This is a genomic window from Geodermatophilus sp. URMC 62 (assembly GCF_052931475.1).
Map to the genome: position 1 here is coordinate 1,952,576 of NZ_JBRFHY010000001.1, position 18,512 is coordinate 1,971,087.

Genomic DNA, 18,512 nt, shown 5'->3' on the forward strand with positions numbered 1-18,512 from the left:
CCCCGCGGGCGGGCACCGGACCCGTCCGCGGGGACGACCGCCGGTGCTCAGCTCGACGGCGCGTAGTCCGCGAAGCGGTCGCGCAGGTCCTTCTTGGAGAACTTGCCGACGCTGGTCTTGGGCACCTCGTCGATGAACTCGACCGCGTCGGGCATCCACCACTTGGCCACCAGCGGGCGCAGGTGCTCGAGGATGTCCTCCTGTGTCGCCGTCTGGCCCTCCTTGAGCACGACGCACGCGAGCGGGCGCTCGTCCCACTTGGGGTGCGGGATGCCCACGACGGCGGCCTCCTTCACCGCCGGGTGGCTCATGATCGCGTTCTCCAGGTCGACCGAGGAGATCCACTCACCGCCGGACTTGATCAGGTCCTTGGTGCGGTCGGCGATCCGGATGTTGCCGTCGGGGGACATCGCGGCGACATCGCCGGTCTTCATCCAGCCGTCCGGCGTCGTCAGCTCCACCCCCGCGTCGGGGTTGTAGTACGCCGCGGCGCACCACGGGCCGCGCACCTGCAGCTCGCCAGTGGCCTTGTCGTCCCAGGGCTGCGGCTCGAGGGTGTCGGCGTCGACGATGCGGGCCTCCACGCCGAGGAACGGGATGCCGGCCCGGGCCCGCCAGGCGGCCTTGGTCTCGTCGTCGGCGTCGTCGAAGGCGCGGGACAGGACGCCGGAGGAGGCCACCGGGTGGGTCTCGGTCATGCCCCAGGCCTGCAGGATCGGCAGCCCGACCTGCTCCCGGTAGGCCTCCGACAGCGCCTTGGGCACCGCCGAGCCACCGCAGCCGATCTCGCGCAGCTTGTGCGGCCGGCCGGCCAGGTGCGGCAGCACCCCCTGCCAGATGGTGGGGACGCCGGCGGTGAAGGTGACGCCCTCCTCGACGATCAGGTCGGCGAGCGCCTTGGGCTGCATCATCGAGGCGGGCATGATCATGGCCGCGCCGGAGGCCGGGCCGGCGTGCGCGAGACCCCAGGCGTTGGCGTGGAACATCGGCACGACCGGCATCGCGGCGTCCCGGACGCTGAGCCCGAACGCGTTGGGCGACATCACGCCCATCGTGTGCAGGTAGGTCGAGCGGTGGGAGTACACGACGCCCTTGGGGTTGCCGGTCGTGCCGCTCGTGTAGCACATGTAGGCCGCCGAGCCCTCGTCGGTGACGTGGAAGTCGACCGGCTGCGCGTCGGCCAGCAGCGTCTCGTAGTCGAGGACCCGCGGGTCGTCGGGGATCTCGGTGTCGCCACCGTCGTCCATCACGACGACGTGCTGGACGGTCTTCATCGTGTCGATCAGCGGCCACAGCAGGTGCAGGACCGTGCGGTCGACGAAGACGACCTCGTCCTCGGCGTGGTTGGCGATGTAGGTCAGCTGCTCGGGGAACAGCCGGATGTTGAGCGTGTGCACCACGCGGCCGGTGCAGGGGCCGGCGAAGTACAGCTCCAGGTGCCGCTGGCTGTTCCACCCGAAGGTGCCGATCCGGCCGTCGGCGGAGATCCCGAGGGTGTCGAAGACGCCGCCGAGCCGCCGGGTCCGCTCGGCCCACTCGGCGTAGGTGGACCTGCTCCGGCCGGCCGGGCCGTCGGTGACGATCGGGACGTGGCCGTGGTGCTGCTCGGCGTGCCGGAAGATCGTGTCGATGGTGAGGGGGACGTCCTGCATCAACCCGCGCATGGCCGCATCGTGCCAGTGACCGTGGTCACCCTCCACCGGGGAGCGCGCCGCTCCGGCACCTGCGAGGCGGCGGCCGGCTGTCGGGTGACGGCCGCTACCGGGTCAGGACGACGGGCAGCTCGGCCAGGCCGCGGATGACGAACTCCGGACGGCGCCGCGCCGGGCGGGCGAGCTCGATCGACGACGCGCACCGCAGCAGCGCGGTGAAGGAGGCCTGCAGCTCGACGCGGGCCAGCGGTGCGCCGATGCAGAAGTGCACGCCCGCCCCGAACGAGATGTGCGGGTTCTCGGCCCGGCCGACGTCGAGGGTGTCGGGGTCGGCGAACACGGCGGGGTCGCGGTTGGCGCTGCCGAGCAGGGCGGCCACCTTCTGCCCCTCGCGCACGGTCACGCCGCCCACCTCGACGTCGGCGGTGGCCGTGCGCTCGAACAGCTGCAGCGGGGAGTCGAAGCGCATCAGCTCCTCGACCGCGGTCGGCAGCAGTCCCGGGTCCGCGCGGAGGCGGGCCAGCTGGTCGGGGTGCTCCAGCAGCGCCAGCAGGCCGTTGCCGCTGACGTTGACCGTCGCCTCGTGCCCGGCGTTGAGCAGCAGGACGCAGGTGGTGACCAGCTCGTCCTCGGTCAGCCGGTCGCCCTCGGCGTCGCGCACCTGCACGAGGTGGGAGAGCAGATCCTCGCCGGGGGCCCGCCGGCGCTCGGCGGCCAGCGCGCGCAGGTGGGCGACGAACTCGGCGGCCGCGCGCTCGGCGGCGTCCTCGACCTCCGCCGTCCGGCCGTACTCGTACATCTTCACGATCGCGTTGGACCACGGCCGCAGCAGTGGCCGGTCGGCCTCCGGCACGCCCAGCAGCTCGGCGATGACGCCCACCGGCAGCTGCTCGGCCATCCCGGACAGGACGTCGACCTGTTCGGTGCCGCCGGAGCGCTCGACCAGGCCGTCGGCCAGCTCCCGCGCGTAGCCCTCCACCCAGGGCCGCAGCCGCTCGACGTGCCCGCGGGCGAAGGCGGCGCTCACCAGCCGGCGCAGCCGGGTGTGGTCGGGCGGCTCCATCTCCAGCAGCGCGTTGCGGTGGACCAGGTTGAACGCGTCAAACCGCTCGGCGGGCTCCCGGTCCCGCCAGATCCGCCCCAGCCGCCGGTCGCGCAGGACGGCGTTGCTCTCCGCGTGGGTGAACGCCAGCCACAGGCCCAGGCCCTCGTGCCACTGCACCGGGGCGACCCGGCGCGCGGCGGCGAAGGCCGGGTAGGGGTCGGCGACGACGGCCGGGTCGGTGAGGTCGAGCGGTCCCACGGCGGCATCCTAGTTACAGGACCCCCGTGCCCCCCACCGCTCGCAGGCTCGCGGTGGGCCCCTGCACGGGGGCCGTTCCAGCGCCTTGCGTGCTCGCGGCGGGAGGCTGCGCGGGGCCGCTTAGCCTTGGGCCCATGGCCCGAACCGCGACCCGCCGCCGCCCTGCGTCCGCCGCCGACGGCGGGACCAACCCCAAGGCCCCCTGCCCGTGCGGCTCGGGCCGCCGGTACAAGCACTGCCACGGCTCGGGCTACGCGCCTCCGGTCACCCGCCCGTTCGAGGGCCTGCCGGGCGAGCCGGACTGGGTGGCGCTGCGCGAGCTGGTGCCCGCCGCGACCGCGCCGCTGCGGACGGCGGACGGCCGGGAGGTGACGCTGGCCAGCGTGCTGCCCGGGGGCGCTCCTGCCCTCGTGCGCAGCAACGGCGAGATCCTGCTCGGCGTCCAGCTGCAGACCTCGTCCGACGACGTCAGCCGCGACATCGGCACCGCGCTGGCCGCGGCGCTGGAGTCCCCGGCGGGCGCGCCGGTGGACCCCGGCCCGATCGGCGCCGCCGGCTCGGCCGGGCCGCGGCTGCAGGAGCTGCTCGACCTCTCGGCGCCGCTCGAGGTGACCGTGCACGAGGACTTCGGGTTCTGGCTGGAGGGCACCGACGCCGGTGCGGCCGCCCGGGCGGGGCTGGAGCGGGCCAACGAGGCGGTGCTGCCCACCGAGCGGCTCGAGGGGCTCGGAGCGGCCTACTGGGTGCGGCCCGGCCACGAGCGGGCGCACCTGCGCTGGGTGCGCCCGGAGGCCGAGGAGCCGCTGCTCGACGCGCTGGCCCGGCTCGCGGCGTCCGAGCAGCTGCTGCTCGGGGAGGGCACCCGGTACGCCGGGGCCTTCCGTGCCCACGGGCTGGTCGTGCCCGTGTGGGACCTGCCCGCCGACACCCCCGCCGCCGAGTGGACCGGCCCGGCCACCGAGTTCGGCGCCAGGCTCGAGCAGGCGCTGGCGGTGACCGGCCCGCTGAGCGCCGACGAGCGCCGCGCCCGCGCCGGCCTGCTCTCCCGCCAGGTCACGCTGCGCTGAGGCCGGGCCCGCCTGCCCCGCGGGCCGGCGGACTCCTCCCCGTCGCTCCTCGAGCTCTGCCCACGACTGTGGGCAGAGCTCGAGGAGCACGGGACACCTGTCCGGCCGGTCCTCGTGCTCTGCCCACGGTGGTGGGCAGAGCACGACGGCGCTCCGGAGGTCCCCACACGGGCGGCCGGCGCCGTACCTTCCCCGGCCGTGTCGACGGTGGAGATCAGCAAGTCGCCGCAGGAGCGGCAGGGACGGCGGGGACGGCGGCGCGGCGAGCGACGGCCGCCCCACGACAGTCCGGAGGCGGGCGCGCCGCCGCTGAGCTGGGCCCGGCGGTTCACCCCGCTGGGCATCGGCCGCCGCCGCGTGCGCCTGCAGGTGTCGGGCGGCCGGCTGGCCGTCGTCCGCACCGGCCGGCTGGGCGGTGAGCGGCTGGTGGTCGCGGCGCCGCTGGCCGAGTTCCACAGCCTCGCGCCGTCCCGGGGTGGCCGCGGCCTGCACCTGTGGCACCGCGAGCGGCTGTTCCGCTTCACCGGGCGGTCGACCGCCGACACCGGCGGCGGCAGCAACGACGTCACCACCTCCGGCGACGACCCGATCAGCGGGCTGGTCGCGCTGGTCCTGCTCCCCGTCTACCTGTTCGCGGCGCTGGCGGCGTACACGGAGAAGCTGGAGTCCGAGCGCGCGAACGTGGCCACGACGCTGCGCCGGCTCGGCCCGGTGGTCGGCCCGCCGCCGCCCGGGCTGACCGTGCGCCCGCCCCTGCCCGGCGGGTGGCTCACGGCGGCGCGCTGGCTGCTGCGCCTGGCCGTCCTCGCCGCGCTGGGCGGCGCGACGGTCCTCCTGGCGCGGTGACCGGGATCAGAGCGGGTCGCGCCACACCGGGCAGGACATGCACCGCGGGCCGCCCCGGCCGCTGCCGAGCTCCGACCCCGGGATCCGCACCACCTCGATGCCGGCCACCTCGAGCGCGGCGTTGGTGACGGTGTTGCGCTCGTAGGCCACGGCCAGCCGCGGGGCCAGCGCCAGGGTGTTGTTGCCGTCGTCCCACTGCTCGCGCTCCGCGGTCACCGGGTCCAGGCCGGTGTCGATCACCCGCAGCCGGTCGATGCCCATCGCGGCGGCTGCGGCGACGAGGAACGGCTGCGGCCCGGAGACGGCGAGCTCGACGGTGTCGGCGTCGTCCGGGAGCTCGTCGCCGGCGGTGACCGTCCAGGCGACCAGGGAGTCCGCGACCGCCGGGTACATGACCATGGCGTCGGCGTCGACCATCGTGGCGATCGTGTCCAGGTGCATGGTCGCCCGCTCCTGCGCGATCGGGACGACGAGCACCGTGTGCGCCAGGCCCCGGGCGAACACCCGGCGGGCCAGCCGCTCGGCGCCACCCGGCGTCGTCCGCTCGCCGACCCCCACGGCCAGCACGCCGGGAGCGAGCAGCAGGACGTCGCCACCCTCCAGGTGCTCGAGCGAGGCGTCGTAGAGCTGGCCGGTGCCGGCGAAGCGCGGGTGGTGGGTGGCCACGGCCCGGGTGATCGTGCTCTCCCGGTGCCGCGCGGGCATGGCCAGCGACGTGATCGCCACCTGGTCGCCCACCCACACCGAGGAGTCGCGGGTGAACAGCAGGTTGGGCAGCGGCGGGACGACGAAGTCGCCGCGGCCCATGAGCCGGTAGGCCAGCCCGCGCCCGCCGCGCAGCTCGTCGTGCGCCAGGCCGGCCATGAGCGTGGTGGCGAGGTCGCGCGGTGCCAGCCCGGACAGGTGCGTCACCGCGGCGCGCTGCAGGGTGGCGCCCAGCCGCGGGTCGTCGACGGCGGCGGCCACCAGCTCCTCGCGCGCCTCGGGCCGGGTGAGGACCTCGGTGAGCAGCGCGTCGAGGTAGAGCACCTCGACGCCGCGGCCGGTCAGCTCGGCGGCGAACGCGTCGTGCTCCTCCTGCGCGCGGGCCACCCACGGCACGCCGTCGAAGAGCAGCTGGTCGTTGTTGCGCGGGGTGAGCCGGCGCAGCTCCGCACCCGGGCGGTGCAGGAGGACCGTCCGCAGCCGCCCGACCTCGCTGGTCGCGCCGAGGGGCCGGGGGTCCATGCCACCGGAGGCTGGCACAGCGGGCTGTCCGCTGCCGGTCGGGACCACCCGATCGGGCCTGGCTATCGTCCGGGACCGGGGCCGGCCGAGTAGCCCGCCGTCCCCACGACGCTCCTGGAGGCCCCGCGTGGACCTGTTCGACCTCACCGGCAAGGTCGCCGTCGTCACCGGCGGCACCCGCGGCATCGGCCTGATGATGGCCCGCGGCCTGCTGCAGGCGGGGGCCTCGGTCTACGTCTCCTCGCGCAAGGCCGACGCCGGTGAGCAGGCCGCCGCCGAGCTGTCGTCGTTCGGCCGCGTGGCGTCGATCCCCGCCGACGTCAGCACCGAGGCCGAGTGCGTGCGGCTGGCCGAGGAGGTGGGCCGGCGCGAGGAGCGGGTGCACGTGCTGGTCAACAACGCCGGCGCCACCTGGGGGGAGCCGTTCGAGACCTTCCCGGCCTCGGCGTGGGACAAGGTGCTCGACCTCAACGTCAAGGCGCCCTTCTTCCTCACCCGCGCGATGCTCCCGCTGCTGGAGGCGGCGGCCGGCGACGACGACCCGGCGCGGGTGGTCAACGTGGGCAGCATCGACGGCCTGCACGTGCCGCAGCTGCCCACCTACTCCTACTCCTCGAGCAAGGCCGCGGTGCACCAGCTCACCCGCCACCTGGCCAAGGAGCTCGGGCCCAGGCGGATCACCGTCAACGCCGTCGCCCCGGGGCCGTTCGAGTCCAAGATGATGGCCGCCACGCTGGCCGCGCGCGGCGACGAGATCGCCGCCAGCTCGCCGCTGGGCCGCATCGGCCGCCCCGACGACATGGCCGGCGTCGTCGTCTACCTGGCCAGCCGGGCCGGCGCCTACGTCACCGGCGCGGTCATCCCGGTCGACGGCGGGCGCGCCACGACCCTCTGACGACGGGGCAGCGGCCCGGTCAGGCCGTGCGGGCCGGACGGCGGCGGGTCGGGCGCTGCGCCGTCCCGGCCGGCACCCGCGCGAGGTGCGCCTCGGCGAGCGCCACCTGGCGCGGTGAACCGACCCGGCGGCCCTGCTCGCGGGCCGCCGTCCACCAGTCGCGCGCGGCCACGGTGTCGCCGGTGTGCTCGGCGATGCGGCCCAGCAGCTCGTCGTAGGCACCCAGGCTGAACGCCGGCGTCCCGAGGACCGCCTGCCGGCCGCGGAAGGGCAGCAGCCCCACCGTGGCCGTGGTGACCTCCGCCTCGTCGCCGAGGTGCAGCGCGGTCTCGGCCTGCAGCAGCACCGCGACGTCGCTGGCCCAGTCGCGGATGACGGTGCGCCCCCAGCGGGCGCGCAGCCGGCGGGCCTCGGCCGGGTCGCCGGACTCCGCCGCGGCGAGCACGGCCATGAGCTGCAGCAGCGGGTTGCCCTCGTCGCCGGTCTCGACGAGCAGGTCGACCGCCTCGGGCAGCCGGCCGTCGGCGCGCCGCAGCGCGAACAGGTGGGCGGCGAAGGCGTGCCGCGCGTGCGGGGTCACCCGCCGGTAGAGCTCGTGCGCCTCGGTGGTCAGCTCCTCGGCGCGCGCGGCGTCCCCGGTCAGCCAGGCCGCGCCGGCCTGCTGCCACAGCACGTGCGGGCGCACCTCCGGCCCCGACAGCGCGGACGCCAGCCGCCGTCCGGCCTCCAGGTCGGCCTCGAACCCGGCCCGGTCGGTGAGGTGCAGCCGGATCGCCGCCCGGTGCAGCCGGGCGTAGAACTCGGTGCGCCGGGGCAGCCCCCGGCCGGCCAGGGCGAGTGCCTCGTCGGTGGCGGCCAGCCGCTGCTCCGCCGCACCCGGGCGGCCCCACACCGCCAGCGCGTAGTTGTTCAGCACCCGGCCCAGCAGCTCCGGGTCGCCGACGCGCCGCGCCAGCGCCACCGCCCGCTCGGCGTACCGGACGCCGCGCCGCAGGTCCTCGCTGAACGCCAGCTCCACCCCCAGGGTGCCGAGCAGCCGCGCGGTGAGCCGGTCCCGCTCGGCGTCGTCCGGGGCGATCTCGTCGTCGTGGGCGAGCAGGTCCTCCAGCAGCGCCACCATCCCGGTGTCGACGACGCCGTGCGGCCGCCAGTTCTCCAGCGTCTCCGACCCCCAGACGGCGGCCGCCTCCAGCACGCAGCGGCGGTCGCCGAGCTCGCGGGCCACGGCGATCGCCTCGGCCACCACCTCCTGGGCCTCGGTGCGCTGCCCGCTGCGCAGCAGGTCGTTGCCCAGCGCGGTGAGCAGGTCGTGCCGCGTGCGGGCCGCGCCGGGCAGCGCCGGGTCGACCAGCCGCAGCGCCCGCCGGGTGTGCGCGGCCGCCTCGCCGTCGGCCAGTCGCGCGCGGGCCACCTCGGCCGCCGCCCGCGACCACCGCAGCGCGGGCCCCGGCCCGGTCACCGGCGCGGCCGCCACCGCGTGGTGGGCCAGCCGCTCGACCAGGGCGTCGTCGGCACGGCCGCCGGGGGCGCGCTGCTCCAGAGCGGCGGCCAGCCGGGCGTGCAGCCGCGCCCGCCGCAGCGCCGGCAGGTCGCCGGTCAGCACCTCCTGCACCAGCGCGTGGCAGAACCGCCAGCTCCACGGCGCGCCGCCCGGGGTGAGCAGCCCGGCGGCGACCGCGGCGTCCAGCGCGCCGAGCGCCGTCTCGGCCGGCTCCCCGGCCGCCTCGAGCAGGTCGAGGGTGACCTCACGTCCGGCGAGGGCGGCCAGCTCCAGCACCGGGCGGGTGCTCTCGGGCAGGCGGGCCAGCCGGGTGCGCAGCACCTCGCCCACCGACGGCGGCACCGCGACCCGGTCCGGGTCGCCGCCGCCGCGCACCCACCGCGACAGCTCGACGACGAAGAACGGGTTGCCGGCGGTGCGGTCGTGCACGGCGTCGGCCAGCGCCGGGGGCGCCCCCTGCGCGGTGAGCAGCCGGGCGACGTCGCCGGCGGCCAGCCCGTCGAGCACCAGCGTGGTGACGGCGGGCTCGCGGGCCAGCCGGGCCAGGCCGTCGGCGACCGCCGCGGGCAGGTCCTCCCCGACGCTGCGCACCGTGACGAGGACCAGCAGGGGCACCCGCGGCAGGTGGCGGGCGAGCAGCCCCAGCAGCTGCACCGAGGTGGTGTCGGCGCCCTGCAGGTCCTCGAGCACCACCAGCGCCGGCCGGGCCGCGGTGGCGGCGACCAGGCGGGCGCGCAGGTCCTGGAAGAGCCGGAAGCGGGCGGCGTCGGCGTCGGCCCCGCCGTCCGCGGGAGCGGCCGGGTCCTGGCCGAGCTGCTCGAGCACCTGGGTCCACGGCCACAGCGGCGGGGCGCCGCCGTCGTCGGCGCAGCGGCCCTCGGCCACCGACCAGCCGGCGGCCCGGCCCATCGCGGCCACCGCCTCGGCCAGCCGGGTCTTGCCGATGCCGGCCTCCCCGCCCAGGACGACGACGGCGGGCCGCCCGGCGGCGGCCTGCTCGGCGAGGGCGCGCAGCCGGGCCAGCTCCTCGCCGCGGCCGACCAGCGTCGCGTCGTCCGGGACGGCGAGCGGGGCGGGGGACGGCGGCGACGCCACCACCGGTCGCGGCGCGCGGCGGGACAGGCCCGGGTCCTGCCGCAGCACCGCCCGCTCCAGCTCGCGCAGCTCCGGGCCGGGGTCGATGCCGAGCTCGTCGCGCAGCAGGCTGGTGCAGCGGCGCAGCGCGTCGAGGGCGTCGGCCTGCCGGTCGGCGGCGTAGAGCGCGGTGACCAGCCGGGCCCACAACCGCTCACGCAACGGGTGCTCGGCCACCAGCCGCTGCAGCTCGGGCACCGCGGCATCGGCGCGGCCCACCCCGGTCAGCGCCTCGGCGCGGCGCTCGCGGGCGAGCACGTGCAGCTCGGTCAGCCGCACGCGCTCGGCGGCACCGGGCCCGTCGCCGAGCTCGGGGAGCGGCTCGCCGCGCCACAGCTCCAGCGCCCGGTCGAGCACGGGCAGCGCGCGGGCCGGGTCACCGGCGTCGAGGGCGCCTTCGCCGTCGGCCACCAGCGCGGCGAACCGCAGGCTGTCGAGGTCGGTCGTCTCGACCTGCACCAGGTAGCCCGGCGCCCGGGTGAGCAGCACGCGGGCGGCCTGCCGCGGGCCGCGCTCGGGCTCGAGGACGCGGCGCAGGTGCGAGACGTAGGCCTGCAGGGTGCCGGTGACCGTGGGCGGCGGGTCCTCGCCCCACAGCGCGCTGACGATGCGGTCGACCGGCACCACCCGGCCGGCCTCGGCCAGCAGCAGCGCCAGCAGCGCGCGGGGTTTGGCGCCGCCGACGTCGAGGGGCCGGCCGTCGAGACCCGTGACCTCGAGGGGTCCGAGGACGCGGTACCGCACGGGCCGGATCCTGACATCCCCGGCGCCGTCGCGGGACCCCTCCGGCGGCGCCCCGACCGGGTCCCTCCCCGGCCGCCGGGATCAGGGTCCCTGATCATCGAGCGTCCTCCCTCACGTTCCACGGTGAGGGAGGACGCTCCACGATCAGGTCCCCTGATCATCGCGGGGCGCTCAGTCGGGCAGCAGGACGCCGGGGTTGCAGACGCCGCGCGGGTCCAGCCGGTCCTTGACCGCGCGCAGCACCTCGACGCCGAGCGGGCCGATCTCGCGTTCCAGCCACGGCCGGTGGTCGGCCCCGACGGCGTGGTGGTGGGTGAGCGTGCCGCCGGCGGCCAGCAGCGCCTCGGTGGCCGCCCGCTTGGCGGTGAGCCACTGCTGCAGCGGCAGGTCGTCGTCGCGGTCGGCGAGTGCAGCCGCAGCTCGGTGATCACGCCCAGCGCGCCCTCCGAGCCCAGCGCGAGCCCGAGCAGGTCGGGCCCGGCGGCCGACGCGGGCGGGGAGCCCAGCTCGAGCACCCCGGACGGCGTGGCCAGGGTCAGCCCGGCCACCAGGTCGGCGAAGCGGCCGACGCCGGTGGAGGCCTGGCCGGCCGAGCGGGTGGCCGCGTAGCCGCCGAGGGTGGCGAACTCCCAGCTCTGCGGCAGGTGGCCCAGCGTCAGGCCGTGCTCGCCGAGCGCCTCCTCCAGGGCCGGGCCGCGCAGCCCCGGACCGGCGGTGACCAGCGAGGAGGCGACGTCGACGTCGCCGACCGCCGTCATCCGGCCGAGGTCGACCGCCACCGAGGGCCGGTCGTCGGGGTCGATCCCGGACAGCCCGCCGACCACGCTGGTGCCGCCGCCGAAGGGGACGACGACGACGTCGTGCTCGCTGCACAGCCGCAGCAGCGCGGCGGTCTCCTCGGTGGTGCCGGGCAGCACCACCGCGTCGGGCGCGTCCGAGGCGTCGCCCTCCCGGCGGCGGAGCAGGTCGAGGTAGCTCTTGCCGCCGGTGCGGCGCAGCCGAGCCGCGCGGTCGGTGCGCACGTGCTCCTCGCCGAGCAGGCCGGCCAGCGCCGCGCGGACGTCGGCGGGCAGCCGGCTGGGCGCCAGCCGGATCTCCTCGACGGCGACCGGCGGCGTGGACCGCGGCGTCCAGCCCAGCTCCCGGGCCAGGTGGCGGCGGGCGGCCCCGGGCAGTGCGGTGGCCAGGTCGGGGTCGGGCGCGAGCTCCAGCCGGCCGTCCTCGGCGCCCGCGGACCCGGTCACGGTGGCCACGCGGGAGCTGCCCGGCCCCCACCCCTGGACGGTCAGTTCCGGCTGCTCGGACACCGCTACAGTCTGCCGGTGCTGCACCCCGGCCGTGGCCGGGCCGGCGGGCAGCCGGGCAGGTCAGGCAGCAGGAGCCAGTGAGGCCCGGGTCATGATCTCGGTGCCGTCGGGGCGCCAGGTGCGCCATCGCCCGTCCGGTTGTCGCTCGACCCGGAAGCCGTGGTGGACCTTGGCGTGGTGCCGCTCGCACAGCAGCGCCGAGTTCTCCAGGTTGGTCTCGCCGCCGTCGAGCCAGTGCACCAGGTGGTGCACCTCCGCCCACCACGTGGGGGCGTCGCAGCCGGTGAACACGCAGCCCCCGTCGCGCAGCTCCACCGCGCGACGCAGGTACCGGTCGGCGACGCGCTGCTCCCGCCCGAGGTCCAGCGGTGCCCCATCGGGGCCCATGACGACCCGGGACACGGTGGCGTCGCAGGCCAGCCAGCGGGCGCGGGCGGCGGAGATGATCGCGCCGAACCCCATCCGGCCGGCGGCCGGACCGGTGGCGGGATCAGCCAGGTCCTCCACATCGATCAGGACCGCCACGTGCGGCTTGACGGTGCGCAGCACCGGCAGCGCGCCGGACGCGAGGGTCGTGTCGGCCCACTGCACGAAGGCATCCCCCAGCCGCTGGGCGCGGCAGCGCTCGTCGCCGGCGGGGCGGTCGGCCTGCACGTGCGACTCCAGCGCGGCCTGCACCTTCTCCCCGCCCACCGGGTCGAGCTCGGCGCGGATCGTCACCGACCCGTCAGCGTGCCGGGTCAGGGTCAGCCGCCGCCCCTCGGTGGGGTCGGGTTCGGGCCCGTCGGGATCGAGGTCGGCCAGGTAGTGCCGCACCACGGTCACGAAGTCGGCGTGGGGCTGCTCGACGGCGACCCCGGTGAGCACGGCGTCCAGGACGGTCAGGTCGACTCCGGCGGCCGCGGCGGCGGCCAGCCGCTCGGGCGTGACGATGCGGGCCACGGCGGCCACCTGCTCGGCGCTGACCAGTCCGGCGTCGTGCGCCTCGGCCAGCGCCGGCAGGTGGGCCAGGGTGCGGCCGTTGCGCACCAGCCGGGCGGCCTCGGCCGCCGACAGCCGGCAGTGCCCGCGCAGCCACGAGGCCATCGACCGCAGCCCGTCGCGCTCGGGCGCCTGGGACAGCTCCGCGGCGCGCACCAGCCGGGTCAGCCGGGCGTCGCGGCGGTTGCGCTCGGCGACCAGCGTGGCGACGTCGTCCAGCGCGTCACCGCTCAGCTGGCCGTCCGAACACATGTGCGAATACTACCGCGACCGGAGCTTCTCGTCCATGCGAAACCGCAGGTCAGCGCCTTGATGTGGACGGCAGGGATCACGTCCCCGCGCCCACCGGCCGACGTCGGACCTGCTCCCCTAGGGTCGGGACATGGGCACGGACCCCGAGGTGGTGTACCGGATCGCGACCGAGAACCGGCTGCTCGCGGCCGAGGTGTTCGCCGGCCTCACGCCCGCGCAGTGGCGCACGCCCAGCCTGTGCGCCGGGTGGACGGTCCGTGAGGTCGCAGCCCACCTGTGCGAGCCCCTCGAGACGCAGGTCGGCACGCTGGGGCTGCTCGTCGCCCTGGTGCGCCACCGCGGCTCGCTGGACCGGATGGTCGACGACACGACCCGCCGGGCCGCGGCCCGGCCCACCGGCGAGGTCGTCGCCGGCCTGCGCGAGCGCGCCGCCACGCGCCTGGCGCCGCCGGTGGTCGGGCCGCTGGGGCCGATGACCGACACGTGCGTCCACCTGCGGGACGCCGCCCGTCCGCTGGGCCTCGACGTCGGCCCACCGCCGGCCGGCTGGCGCCCCGCCCTCGACTTCCTGGTGTCCCGCGCGGCCGGCAGGGGGTTCGTCCCCCGCCACCGGATCGCCGGACTGCGCCTGGCGGCCACCGACCAGGACTGGCGGCACGGTGACGGGGCCGAGGTGCGCGGTCCCAGCGAGGCGCTCGCCATGGCGGTCTCCGGGCGGCCGGCCGCGCTGGAGGACCTGACCGGCCCGGGCGCCGACGTGCTCCGGGCCCGGATCGCACCGGCCCCACCGGCCGGGTCCCGACGGCACGGCTGACCGGCGATCCGCACCACCCCGGCACGCCGGAGGCGCCAGCGCGGGGCGATCCCGGATGTCCCACCTGCTGAGAAACCCGTTCCGCGGAATGGGATGGCGGTGCAGGATCCGGACGTGGACACCTACACGCACGGCCACGCCGAGCCGGTCCTGCAGGCGCACCGGTGGCGCACGGCGGAGAACTCCGCCGGGTACCTGCTGCCGCACCTGCGGGCCGGCCTCGACGTGCTGGACGTGGGGTGCGGGCCGGGCACCATCACCGTCGACCTGGCCCGGCGGGTGGCCCCGGGCCGGGTGCTGGGACTCGACGTCTCCGCCGACCCGCTGGCCGAGGCCCGCGACCTCGCCGCTCGGGAGGGCGTGCCGGCGACCTTCGCGGTCGGCGACGCCTACGCCCTCGACGTCCCCGACGACGCGTTCGACGTCGTCCACGCCCACCAGGTGCTGCAGCACCTGACCGACCCGGTGGCCGCCCTCCGCGAGATGGCGCGGGTGTGCCGGCCCGGTGGGCTGCTCGCGGTCCGCGACGCCGACTACGCGACGTTCACCTGGTACCCGGCCGACGAGGGGCTCGACCGCTGGCTGGACCTCTACTCGCGGGTGGCCCGCGCCAACGGCGCCGAGCCCGACGCCGGGCGCCGGCTCGTCGCCTGGGCGCACGCCGCGGGGCTGCGCGACCTCACCGCGACGACCGGCTCCTGGTGCTTCGCCACGCCCGCCGAACGGCAGTGGTGGGGTCGCTCGTGGGCCGGCCGGGCGACGGCCTCGTCCTTCGCCGAGCAGGCGCGCGCCCACGGCCTGGCCACGCCGGCGGAGCTGGAGGAGGTCGCCGCGGCGTGGCTGCGCTGGGCCGCCGCGGACGACGGCTGGTTGGGCGTGCTGCACGGGGAGCTGCTGGTCCGCGTCTGAGCGCGTCCCGGGCTCCCTCCCCCCGCCTCGCTCAGGCCACCGGTGCCCGCCGGGTGTGCGCGCCGAGCGCCATCAGCCCGCGCCGGACACCCACCGCGACGGCGCCGAGGGCGAAGAACCCCTCCTCGTCGGAGACCGTGCTGTCGCGCAGCAGGCCGACCAGCCGGTCGAGGGCGGCGACCGCGGTGGCGATGCGCTCGTCGCGCTCGTCGGTCGTCGTCCCGTCGGTGCGGTGGTGCGGCGTGCAGACGACGCCGGCCAGCCCCTCGAGAGCGTCGGCGAGCACCCAGCCGGTGCCGGCGTCCACCCGGTCGATCCCGTGGCGGTGGGGGGCGAACTCGACCACCAGCGAGGTGAGGTCGTCGACGAGGACGGCGACGCGGTCGAGCGCGCGGCTCTGCTCGCGGATGCCGGCGGCCTGCCCCTGCCACCGGTGCGCCCGCGGGTTGGCCCGGCGGGCGCGCTCGACCTGGGCCTCGGCGGAGCGCATCCGGTCCAGCGCGCGGTCGAGCGCCGCGGAGCGGCCGGCCCACTCGGCGGGGTCGGGCACCCGGCCGTCGCGCAGCGTCGCGGCGACGTCGTGCAGGTGCGCGGCGAGCGCCGAGCGGGTGCGGGCGATCTGCTCGACCGCGCGGGTCAGCTGCAGCGGCGGGAACAGGACGGTGGTGACCAGCACGCCGGTCGCCGCGCCGAGCAGAGTGAGCCCGGCGTAGCGGAGGACGTAGGCGGTCGGGTCGTCGAGGCCGACGGTGAGCATGAGGACGGCGGCGAAGCTGACCCAGCTCGCCTGCTCCCGCCACAGCCGCCACTGCTCCACGGCGACCGCCAGCGCCACGATGAGCGTGACGGTCAGGGCGCTGGGCGCGGCCCGGGCCGCCTCGTGGACGGCGACGGTCAGCGCGAACCCGGTGAGGATGGCGAGCACGCTGCGCCAGGCCGCGCTCGCGGAGTCGGCGATCGTCGGGTGCACCGCGATCACCGCGCCCAGCGGCGCGTAGTAGGCGTAGTCGGACAGCAGCGGCGGGAGCAGGACGGCGACCTGCCAGGCCAGCCCGGCGGCGACCGCGGCCCGCACCCCCCGCTGCACGGGCGGACGGCGCAGCAGCGCCCACACGGTCTCCACGGAGAGCCAGGATGACCGGCTCGACGACTGACCGTGACACCGGGGTGGCGCTCCGCTCACGCGCCCGGGCACGTCCGCGGAGGTGCCCCGTGCACCTCCGCGGACGTGCGCCGGAGAGGACCTCAGGCGCCCTGACGGGCGGCGTTGGCCTGCACGGCGGTGCTCACCCACTGCGCCAGGCCGGGCGCCCGGCGCTCGTAGTGCGCCGTGAACCGCTCGTCCTCGACGTACATCCGGCCGATGCCGGCGTGCATCTGCGGGGAGCAGTCGTAGAAGTTGCGGCTGATCTGCTGCCGCGCCTCCTCGGCGAGGTCCATCGCCTGCGGCGAGTCGGGCGCGACGCCGGCCCGCAGGGCCTCGGCCATCCGCGCCTCGACCTGCTCGCCCTCGGCCTGGACCCGCACCCAGTCCTCCTTGGTGTAGGAGCGTGTCCGCGCCTGCGACTGCGACCACGCCTCCGTGTCGCCCCAGCGCTCCTCGGCCTCCTGCTCGTACTCCTCGGGGAGCCAGTCCCCGAACAGCTCGAACCGCTCCTCCGGGGTCAGCGAGATCCCCATGGTCATCGCCTCCATCTCCTTCTCGACGGCCGCGACCATCGCCTGCGTCCGCTCCAGCCGGTCCCGCAGCAGCCGGTGCTGCCGGCGCAGGTGCTCGGCGGGATCGGCTGACGGGTCGTCCAGCAGGGTCGCGACCTCCTCGAGGGGGAACCCGAGCTCGCGGTAGAGCAGCACCTGGTGCAGCCGGTCCAGGTCCGCCGCCGAGTAGCGGCGGTAGCCGGCCGCGGTGCGGCCCGACGGCGACAGCAGGCCGATGCGGTCGTAGTGGTGCAGCGTGCGCACCGTGACGCCGGCCAGCGCGGCCACCTCTCCCACGTTCACGCGGGTCCCTCCTCCCTGACGACGACGAGTGCACAGCCTGACGTCGCGTCAGGGTCAAGCGCGATCCCCGGACGGCGCCGCGACGGCGCCTGGGTGAGGATGCCGGGGTGACCGCCCAGGACGACCTCTCCGCCGACGACCGGGTCTCGCCCGAGGACCACTTCCCCCGTCAGCGGGTGACCGTGCGCGGGACGCAGATGGCCTACGTCGACGTCGGCGAGGGTGATCCGATCGTCTTCCTGCACGGCAACCCCACGTCGTCCTACCTGTGGCGCAACGTCATCCCGCACGTGCAGCACCTGGGGCGCTGCATCGCGCCGGACCTGGTCGGCATGGGGGAGTCGGGCAAGCTCCCGCACCCGCAGCGCGGCACCTACTCCTTCTTCGCCCACGCCGCCCACCTGGCCGACTTCCTCGAGGCCGTCGGCGTCGAGCGCCGGGTCACCTTCGTCCTGCACGACTGGGGCTCCGCGCTGGGCTTCGACTGGGCGCACCACCACCCCGAGGCGGTGCGCGGCCTGGCGTTCACCGAGGCGATCGTCAGCCCGCTGACCTGGGCCGACTGGCCGGCCGACGCGCGGAAGATCTTCCGGACCATGCGCGGGGACGACGGCGAGGCGGCCGTGCTCGACAGGAACGTGTTCGTCGAGCGGATCCTCCCGGCCTCGGTGCTGCGCGGGCTGAGCCCGGAGGCCCACGAGCGCTACCGGCAGCCCTTCCGCGAGCGCGAGGACCGCTGGCCGACGCTGGAGTGGCCCCGGCAGCTGCCCATCGAGAACGTCCCGCCGCTGGTCCGCGACGTCGTCGCCCAGTACGGGTACTGGCTGCGCACCAGCGCCGTCCCGAAGCTGTTCCTCGACGCGCAGCCAGGGTCGATCCTGGTCGGCCGGCCGCGGGCGCTGGTCCGCAAGTGGCCGTCGGTCACCGAGGTGACGGTGCCCGGGTCGCACTTCGTCCCCGAGGACAGCCCGCACGCGATCGGCCGGGCGCTGGCCGACTGGATCCCGACCCTGCCCTGAGCCGTCAGCCGTCGGCGCGGGCGCGGGCCAGGTAGGCCGAGGGCGGCACGCCGACGACGGCCCGGAAGTCACGGCTGAAGTGCGCCTGGTCGAACCAGCCCAGCGACGCCGCCAGCCCGGCCAGGTCGCCCTCGCCGGCGTCGATCGCGGCCGCGGCGTCCTGCAGGCGGTAGCGCGCGAGCACGGCCTTCGGGCTGACACCCACGTGGCCGGCGAACAGCCGCTGCAGCGACCGGGTGCTCGTGCCGGCCAGCACCGCGACCTGGTCGACCCGCACGAGCGAGCGGTCGGCGGCCATCCGCTCGAGCAGCGCCCGCAGCTCGGTGTAGGCCGGCGTCGGCTCCGGGGCCAGCGGCGCGAGCGCGGCGTCGAGGACGGCGGCTCGCGCGTCGTCGTCCTCCTCGGCCAGGACGGCGGCGAGCAGTCCGGCGGTGTCGAGGCGGGGGTCGGCCGGCGGGACGACGCGGTCGCGGGCCGGCTGCCGCCCGCCGAACGCCACCCAGCCGCCGGGCCGGAACTTCGCCGCGGTCACCCGGCCAGCGCCGGTGAGGTCCACGCAGAACCGCCGGGTGACCACGCCGTGCAGCAGGACCGTCGGCAGCGCCGTCCCGAAGCGCGGCTCGGTGCCGGTCTCGACCGAGAGGTTGACGCTGGGGTGGCTGAGCACCTCCGAGCGGAACGCCGGCTGCCCGGTGCGGTCCCAGCGCACCGACCAGTAGCGCTCCACGAAGGGCTCGAGCGCCGGGTGCACCGGGGCGTCGCGGCGCAGGTCGGCGACCCGCGCGGTCGCCGCGGGCCGCAGGACGCCGCGGGTCGTCGGGGCTGTCGCGTTCGTCCAAGACGCCACGGCCGGAGCGTAG

Annotated in this window: 15 protein-coding genes and 1 pseudogene; 6 read left to right on the plus strand and 10 right to left on the minus strand. The window is 76.7% G+C overall.

The window, feature by feature from the left end; all coding sequences use genetic code 11:
- Positions 1-47 precede the first annotated feature (47 nt).
- Both ACU616_RS09400 and ACU616_RS09405 read right to left on the minus strand, forming a co-directional pair.
- On the minus strand, positions 48-1,664 hold the full coding sequence (locus ACU616_RS09400; protein ID WP_446758206.1) for a long-chain fatty acid--CoA ligase: 1,617 nt from the start codon (positions 1,662-1,664) through the stop codon (positions 48-50).
- Between the two features lie 94 nt (positions 1,665-1,758).
- Positions 1,759-2,955 (minus strand): cytochrome P450, encoded by a 1,197-nt coding sequence (locus tag ACU616_RS09405; protein ID WP_446758207.1) that lies wholly within the window; start codon positions 2,953-2,955, stop codon positions 1,759-1,761.
- A 134-nt stretch (positions 2,956-3,089) separates the two neighbouring features.
- Here ACU616_RS09405 and ACU616_RS09410 point away from each other — a divergent pair, with 134 nt between their 5' ends.
- Complete coding sequence (locus tag ACU616_RS09410; RefSeq protein ID WP_446758208.1) at positions 3,090-4,022, plus strand: DUF5926 family protein; 933 nt, start codon at positions 3,090-3,092, stop codon at positions 4,020-4,022.
- A gap of 198 nt (positions 4,023-4,220) precedes the next feature.
- On the plus strand, positions 4,221-4,868 hold the full coding sequence (locus ACU616_RS09415) for a hypothetical protein (protein ID WP_446758209.1): 648 nt from the start codon (positions 4,221-4,223) through the stop codon (positions 4,866-4,868).
- A 6-nt stretch (positions 4,869-4,874) separates the two neighbouring features.
- On the opposite strand, the gene ACU616_RS09420 is transcribed toward ACU616_RS09415, so the two are convergent.
- On the minus strand, positions 4,875-6,095 hold the full coding sequence (locus tag ACU616_RS09420; RefSeq protein WP_446758210.1) for an arginine deiminase: 1,221 nt from the start codon (positions 6,093-6,095) through the stop codon (positions 4,875-4,877).
- Between the two features lie 127 nt (positions 6,096-6,222).
- Between ACU616_RS09420 and ACU616_RS09425 the strand changes: the two genes are divergently transcribed.
- Entirely contained in the window at positions 6,223-6,990 is a 768-nt protein-coding gene (locus ACU616_RS09425; protein ID WP_446758211.1) for an SDR family oxidoreductase, read from the plus strand.
- Positions 6,991-7,009: 19 nt separating this feature from the next.
- On the opposite strand, the gene ACU616_RS09430 is transcribed toward ACU616_RS09425, so the two are convergent.
- From ACU616_RS09430 to ACU616_RS09445, 4 genes and pseudogenes are all read right to left on the minus strand, one after another.
- Complete coding sequence (locus ACU616_RS09430) at positions 7,010-10,369, minus strand: BTAD domain-containing putative transcriptional regulator (RefSeq protein WP_446758212.1); 3,360 nt, start codon at positions 10,367-10,369, stop codon at positions 7,010-7,012.
- A 171-nt stretch (positions 10,370-10,540) separates the two neighbouring features.
- Complete coding sequence (locus tag ACU616_RS09435) at positions 10,541-11,002, minus strand: FAD-binding oxidoreductase (RefSeq protein ID WP_446761463.1); 462 nt, start codon at positions 11,000-11,002, stop codon at positions 10,541-10,543.
- Positions 10,942-11,700: pseudogene (locus ACU616_RS09440) on the minus strand (FAD-binding oxidoreductase); the annotation flags it as partial. The gene ACU616_RS09435 and the pseudogene ACU616_RS09440, both read right to left, overlap by 61 nt.
- 36 nt (positions 11,701-11,736) lie before the next feature.
- Positions 11,737-12,909, minus strand: coding sequence for a DUF222 domain-containing protein (locus tag ACU616_RS09445; protein WP_446758213.1), 1,173 nt, complete (start codon positions 12,907-12,909; stop codon positions 11,737-11,739).
- 130 nt (positions 12,910-13,039) lie between these two features.
- Between ACU616_RS09445 and ACU616_RS09450 the strand changes: the two genes are divergently transcribed.
- Together ACU616_RS09450 and ACU616_RS09455 are read left to right on the plus strand one after the other, a co-directional pair.
- On the plus strand, positions 13,040-13,723 hold the full coding sequence (locus tag ACU616_RS09450; protein ID WP_446758214.1) for a maleylpyruvate isomerase family mycothiol-dependent enzyme: 684 nt from the start codon (positions 13,040-13,042) through the stop codon (positions 13,721-13,723).
- 114 nt (positions 13,724-13,837) lie between these two features.
- Positions 13,838-14,632, plus strand: a complete 795-nt coding sequence (locus ACU616_RS09455) for a methyltransferase domain-containing protein (RefSeq protein WP_446758215.1) — start codon at positions 13,838-13,840, stop codon at positions 14,630-14,632.
- A 31-nt stretch (positions 14,633-14,663) separates the two neighbouring features.
- Here the strand turns inward: ACU616_RS09455 and ACU616_RS09460 are convergent, their stop codons facing one another.
- Both ACU616_RS09460 and ACU616_RS09465 read right to left on the minus strand, forming a co-directional pair.
- Positions 14,664-15,755 (minus strand): FUSC family protein, encoded by a 1,092-nt coding sequence (locus tag ACU616_RS09460; RefSeq protein WP_446758216.1) that lies wholly within the window; start codon positions 15,753-15,755, stop codon positions 14,664-14,666.
- Between the two features lie 122 nt (positions 15,756-15,877).
- Positions 15,878-16,633 (minus strand): MerR family transcriptional regulator, encoded by a 756-nt coding sequence (locus ACU616_RS09465; RefSeq protein ID WP_446758217.1) that lies wholly within the window; start codon positions 16,631-16,633, stop codon positions 15,878-15,880.
- Between the two features lie 107 nt (positions 16,634-16,740).
- Between ACU616_RS09465 and ACU616_RS09470 the strand changes: the two genes are divergently transcribed.
- The gene (locus tag ACU616_RS09470; RefSeq protein WP_446758218.1) at positions 16,741-17,652 is read left to right on the plus strand and encodes a haloalkane dehalogenase; all 912 of its coding nucleotides are present in this window, start codon (positions 16,741-16,743) and stop codon (positions 17,650-17,652) included.
- 4 nt (positions 17,653-17,656) lie between these two features.
- On the opposite strand, the gene ACU616_RS09475 is transcribed toward ACU616_RS09470, so the two are convergent.
- Positions 17,657-18,499: a helix-turn-helix domain-containing protein gene (locus tag ACU616_RS09475; RefSeq protein WP_446758219.1), complete on the minus strand. Its 843-nt coding sequence runs from the start codon at positions 18,497-18,499 to the stop codon at positions 17,657-17,659.
- Between the last annotated feature and the right edge of the window lie 13 nt (positions 18,500-18,512).

What these genes read in the sequence shown, in the direction of transcription:
- ACU616_RS09400 (WP_446758206.1), bottom strand. Translation starts at nt 1,664, where the DNA reads ATGCGCGGGTTGATGCAGGACGTCCCCCTCACCATCGACACGATCTTC.
- ACU616_RS09410 (WP_446758208.1), top strand. Translation starts at nt 3,090, where the DNA reads ATGGCCCGAACCGCGACCCGCCGCCGCCCTGCGTCCGCCGCCGACGGC.
- ACU616_RS09420 (WP_446758210.1), bottom strand. Translation starts at nt 6,095, where the DNA reads ATGGACCCCCGGCCCCTCGGCGCGACCAGCGAGGTCGGGCGGCTGCGG.
- ACU616_RS09445 (WP_446758213.1), bottom strand. Translation starts at nt 12,909, where the DNA reads ATGTGTTCGGACGGCCAGCTGAGCGGTGACGCGCTGGACGACGTCGCC.
- ACU616_RS09450 (WP_446758214.1), top strand. Translation starts at nt 13,040, where the DNA reads ATGGGCACGGACCCCGAGGTGGTGTACCGGATCGCGACCGAGAACCGG.